Source organism: Aeromonas sp. s9 (assembly GCF_040907765.1).
GTDB lineage: Bacteria > Pseudomonadota > Gammaproteobacteria > Enterobacterales > Aeromonadaceae > Aeromonas > Aeromonas caviae.
The window spans coordinates 1-4,739 of sequence record NZ_JBFOCK010000039.1 but is presented as its reverse complement, the minus strand read 5'-3'; the positions used below and the strand labels follow the sequence as shown (position 1 = coordinate 4,739).

Below are 4,739 nucleotides of genomic sequence, written 5' to 3'. Positions count from 1 at the left end.
GAGACACCTGAAACTGACCGGCATGGCGGATGCCGTGCAACAACAACTGGAACAGGCAAGTACCTACGAAGGGCTGCCCTTCATCGAGCGGCTAAGCCTGCTGGTCGAACACGAACAACTGAGCCGGGAGCAGCGTAAACAAGCTCGGCTGGTCAAGCAGGCGAGGCTCAAACTCCAGGCCACGGTGCAAGAGGTGGACTACCAGTCTGCACGCAACCTGGAGCGGTCACAGGTGGCAAACCTGGCCCAAGGAGAGTGGCTGCGCCGGGGCCAGAACCTGCTCATTACCGGCCCCTGTGGCTGCGGAAAAACCTACCTAGCCTGTGCGCTGGGCTACCAAGCCTGTCAGCAGGGGCACAGCACTCGTTACTACCGGCTGCCGCGTCTGCTACTTGAGCTGAGCCAGGCCAAGGTAGATGGCAGTTACGCCAGACTGCTGGGTCAACTGGCAAGGATAGAGCTGCTGATCCTGGATGACTGGGGACTGGAAGCGGTGAATGCCGAGCAGCGCAACGCCCTGCTGGAGATCATGGATGATCGGTACGGGAAATACTCGACGGTCGTGGTCAGTCAGCTGCCAACGGAAGAGTGGTACGCGAGCTTGGGGGACAACACTCTGGCAGATGCGATCCTGGACCGGCTGATGCACAACGCTCACCGGCTGTCACTGAAGGGAGAATCGATGAGAAAGAGGAGAAGTGAGTTGACCCAATCTGAACACTCGAGTTAGAAACGGGGTGACGTGAGCGCGTTAAGGATCAGGGTGTTCACGTTGGCCGGAATGGCTGTTCAACTTCGCCGGAATACGCAAGTTGACCCACCTGGGCCAAGATCGTGGCTTTTGAGCCACGCCCATGTTGACCCAGGAGTTATCAGTGGAAATCAGAGTGTTGGCCCGTCAGGGCATGAGCATCCGGGCTATCGCCCAGCAATTGCGGGTGTCCCGTAACACGGTTCGCAAGTATCTGCGCAACCCGGGCCTGCCAATCTATCCCAGCCGAGCTGCCCGACCAACCAAGCTCGATCCTTTTAAACCCTATCTGCAAGCGCGTATCCAGGCAGCGAAGCCACACTGGATCCCCGCGACGGTTCTGCTCAGGGAACTGCGAGAGCATGGTTACACTGGCGGGCTCTCCCAGCTCAAGGCCTGGTTATCTCCTCTGCGCCATGACGCCTCTGGCACTGTCGTCCGTTTTGAAACGGCCCCCGGTAAACAGATGCAGGTCGATTTCACCATTATCCGCCGCGGCAATCGGCCTCTAAAGGCCTTTGTTGCTACCCTGGGATTTAGTCGCGCCAGCTATGTCCGTTTCTTCGATCACGAACGTAATGATGCCTGGTTGACCGGACTGCGTGAGGCTTGTCATTTCTTCGGTGGGGTCCCGCAGGAGGTGCTATTTGATAATGCCAGTACCATCATCCGCGAACGGGATGCCTATGGTGAAGGTGACCATCGTTGGCATCCGGCCCTGCTCGCCTTGGCCGAAGAGTTCGGTTTTCGCCCCCGCGTCTGCCGCCCCTACCGGGCCCAGACCAAAGGCAAGGTCGAGCGCTTCAATGGCTACCTCAAGCGCAGTTTTGTCACACCACTGGCAGCCACCCTCAAGCAGGCAGGACTGGCGCTAGATGTGTCAACCGCCAATGCCCATATAGGCCCCTGGTTGCAAGACATCGCCAACCAGCGTAGCCATGGCACTACCGGTGAAGTCCCGGCTATCCGATTGCAACAAGAGCTGCCTCATTTTCTACCCCTGCCACAGGCGCTACCCGTTAGTCCCGGCACCACGGCCACTGCGCGCCCCATGCCGCTGGAGAGCTTGCAGCATCCGCTATCGGTATACCAAGACCTGCTGGAGGTGAACGTATGAACTTGCAGCATGAACGCCTGATGGCCCTGAGTCAGGCGCTGCGCCTGGAAGGGATTGCTGCCCAGTGGTCAGCACTAGCTCAGAAGGCTGCCAACGAGGAGGCGAGCTTCGCCGATTATCTGGAGTGGTTGCTGCACGCAGAGCAGACCTTGAGGACCGAGCGCACCCGCCAGACCTTGCTCAAACTGGCCACTTTACCCGTGGTCAAAACGCTGGAGCAGTACGACTTCGGCTTTGCCAGTGGCGCACCTCGCAGCCAGTTGCAGGAGTTAGCCAGTCTGGCCTTTATCGAGCGTAGCGAAAACATAGTGCTGCTGGGCCCAAGCGGAGTGGGCAAGACGCATCTTGCCATCGCACTGGCCTATCGGGCTCTGATGGCTGGCATCAAGACCAGATTTATCAGCGCAGCAGACCTGATGTTGCAGCTTCAAGCAGCTCAACGACAGGAGCGGCTTAATGCCTACTTCAGCCGTGTCGTGATGGGGCCGCGTTTACTGGTGATCGATGAGATAGGCTACTTGCCGTTTGGGCGTGAGGAAGCAAACCTGTTTTTCAATGTGATCGCCAAACGTTATGAGAAAGGGAGCCTGATCTTGACGAGCAATCTGCCCTTTAGCCAGTGGGCCAGCACCTTTGCCGATGATCAGACACTGACGGCAGCTATGCTCGATAGGCTGTTACATCATGCACACATCGTTCAGATCAGCGGTGAAAGCTATCGTTTGAAAGAGAAACGCAAAGCGGGGGCCACACCCAAAACCAATTAACCCCATGTCCGGGTGGATCACTTTTCAATCGGCGAAATTAGCCAGAGTGGATCAGTTTTCGGTCGGCGTTGACATACATGAACGATCTGCACGATCTCAAGCACAACCCAGCAAGAGAAGTACGCCAGAAGACTGAGGACAACGCTCGTACACGCTTCTTATCTGACGATGAGTTGCCAAGGCTTATGGCTGCTGCCAAGGCTAGCAAGTGGGGGCGTCTGCACTTGCTGGTTCACATGTTGCAACTATACGGCCAGCGCTGGGGTATCGAGACCAGTTTTCGTGATATCAAAGATTACAAATTCGGCATGGGTATGGGAGATGTGCACATCAGTAATCCGGTCCGGCGCGACCGACTGTTTTTATTCAGTGCCCTGGCCATCGTCTTGCTGACGCTGCTGGGTAAGGCTGGAGACAGTGTCGGTCTAGAGAGAACGATCAAGGTCAATACCAGCAAGAGCCGTGGATTTGACCCCATAGGTCCAGACACTTTTTCCCGCTTAGGATTGTGATACCCGACTGCGCAGAAATTCCCGGGGTGAACGGTATCCCAAGGCGCTGTGCGGGTGGTGTTCGTTATAATGCTCAAACGCGATAGCCAAATTGCCTACCGCTGTTCGGCTCCTGTCCTTCTGTAGCCCTTGGCTACTAACTACCCACAGTCATGGACTGTATAGGTTCCTTCTCTTCTTTTAGGCGTATCTTTACTCTTTGCCGAAGGCGTTAGTTAGTCTGCTTACGTATGTCATAGAGTGCCACTAGGCTATGCCTATACCATTCCCATAGGTCACCCCTTAAACGCCCTCACAAACGATCCTAGACGTATTGCTGAAGGCGCCTATGACATGCTAGGCAAAGCCTGATGATACCAATTTGTGTAATCGCACATCTATCGCATCAAACTTGACCAGTCAGTCTCGCTCGTTTGCCCCGTCTAACAACCGCATTTCATATTGTTATTACAACCACTCAATCTAAGGTACGAGGACGCACGGTTAGATGAACGATCTCGCTGTGCAAGACAACAGGTAGCATAAAGGGGTGTCCGTTTACCGTAACGCCCCCTTATGCGCACAAGCCGATAGGGTTACTGCTTGGGTTGGTACTGCTCAAAATACTGACCAGCCAGTTCCTGCGCCTCTGTCATTTCCGCTGAACCCAAACGCTTGGCGAAGATGTCACGGTTTGTAGCCGCATCGGTATACCCATTGGTGGCGGCCACCGAACTCCAGACGTAAGCCAGCTTGTTATTCTGTGCCACCCCCTGACCATTTGCGTACATCAGACTGAGATTGTATTGCGCCTTGGTATGACCCTGTTTAGCGGCCTTACGGAGCCAGGCAAATGCCCGCTTATAGTCCTGTGTCACCCCACGGCCATTCGAGTACATCAGGCTGAGGTTGTATTGCGCATCGGCAACCTCCTGTTCGGCTGCCTTGCGATACCAAGCCAATGCCTGCTTAGCGTCCTTCATCACCCCTTGGCCAGTGTCATATCCCACCCCAAGGTTGTATTGTGCTGGGGCAAAGCCTTGTTCGGCCGACTTACGGAACCAAGCCATCGCCTGTTTGTAGTCCTTTGCCACCCCATAGCCGTGGATATACATCGTTCCGAGGCTGCCTTGCGCTGGAGCATAGCCCTGTTCGGCGGCCTTACGAAGCCATGCCGAGCCCTGCTTATAATTCTTTGCCACTCTATAGCCAGTAACGTACATCATGCCGAGGTCTGCTTGCGCCTCGACATCACCCTGTTGGGCCGCCTTCTGCACTTCGGCAATGGGGGCATTTCCCCAATCTTGCGCCTGGAGCGGTGCGCCCCAACAAGCCCCGATTATCAGCAGTGCCAAAATTCCTTTTTTCATCTCTGTGTTACCGCCCTATTGATGCTGCCTCGCATCGTACCGCAGGCAATGCCAGCGGGTTGCCACGGGGATCTCAAAACAGAGCAGGAGAGGCCAGGAACCAGTAACGTCTAATCCCTTTTGTCTTCAATGGCCCATTCCCTTCTCTTAAGGAAGGTGCGAACAAGTCCCTGATATGAGATCATGTTTGTCATCTGGAGCCATGGAACAGGGTTCATCATGAGTCATCAACTTACCTTCGCC

Annotated in this window: 4 protein-coding genes and 2 pseudogenes; 4 read left to right on the top strand and 2 right to left on the bottom strand. The window is 55.4% G+C overall.

The annotated features are described in order from the left end of the window. The 4 genes and pseudogenes from istB (AB5Y54_RS08060) to AB5Y54_RS08045 form a co-directional block, all read left to right on the top strand. Positions 1-730 (top strand): IS21-like element ISAs29 family helper ATPase IstB (istB, locus tag AB5Y54_RS08060; RefSeq protein WP_214006188.1); only part of this gene is annotated, 730 nt, incomplete at its 5' end. A 124-nt stretch (positions 731-854) separates the two neighbouring features. Then, positions 855-1,868 carry an IS21-like element ISAeme17 family transposase gene (gene istA, locus AB5Y54_RS08055; RefSeq protein WP_069785377.1) on the top strand — a complete coding sequence of 338 codons (1,014 nt, stop codon included), beginning with the start codon at positions 855-857 and terminating at the stop codon, positions 1,866-1,868. After that, positions 1,865-2,635 carry an IS21-like element ISAeme17 family helper ATPase IstB gene (gene istB / locus AB5Y54_RS08050; protein ID WP_099994263.1) on the top strand — a complete coding sequence of 257 codons (771 nt, stop codon included), beginning with the start codon at positions 1,865-1,867 and terminating at the stop codon, positions 2,633-2,635. The genes istA and istB (AB5Y54_RS08050) overlap by 4 nt, the downstream gene beginning before the upstream one ends. 239 nt (positions 2,636-2,874) lie before the next feature. Then, positions 2,875-3,099 (top strand): annotated as a pseudogene (locus tag AB5Y54_RS08045) (transposase); the annotation flags it as partial. 36 nt (positions 3,100-3,135) lie between these two features. On the opposite strand, the pseudogene AB5Y54_RS08040 reads toward AB5Y54_RS08045, so the two are convergent. Together AB5Y54_RS08040 and AB5Y54_RS08035 are read right to left on the bottom strand one after the other, a co-directional pair. Continuing rightward, positions 3,136-3,258 (bottom strand): annotated as a pseudogene (locus tag AB5Y54_RS08040) (integrase core domain-containing protein); the annotation flags it as partial. Positions 3,259-3,722: 464 nt separating this feature from the next. After that, entirely contained in the window at positions 3,723-4,496 is a 774-nt protein-coding gene (locus tag AB5Y54_RS08035; RefSeq protein WP_124814463.1) for a tetratricopeptide repeat protein, read from the bottom strand. Positions 4,497-4,739: the final 243 nt, after the last annotated feature.

Excerpts from the sequence above, each read along its gene's own strand:
- istA (WP_069785377.1), top strand. The coding sequence starts at position 855 with ATGTTGACCCAGGAGTTATCAGTGGAAATCAGAGTGTTGGCCCGTCAG.
- istB (WP_099994263.1), top strand. The coding sequence starts at position 1,865 with ATGAACTTGCAGCATGAACGCCTGATGGCCCTGAGTCAGGCGCTGCGC.
- AB5Y54_RS08035 (WP_124814463.1), bottom strand. The coding sequence starts at position 4,496 with ATGAAAAAAGGAATTTTGGCACTGCTGATAATCGGGGCTTGTTGGGGC.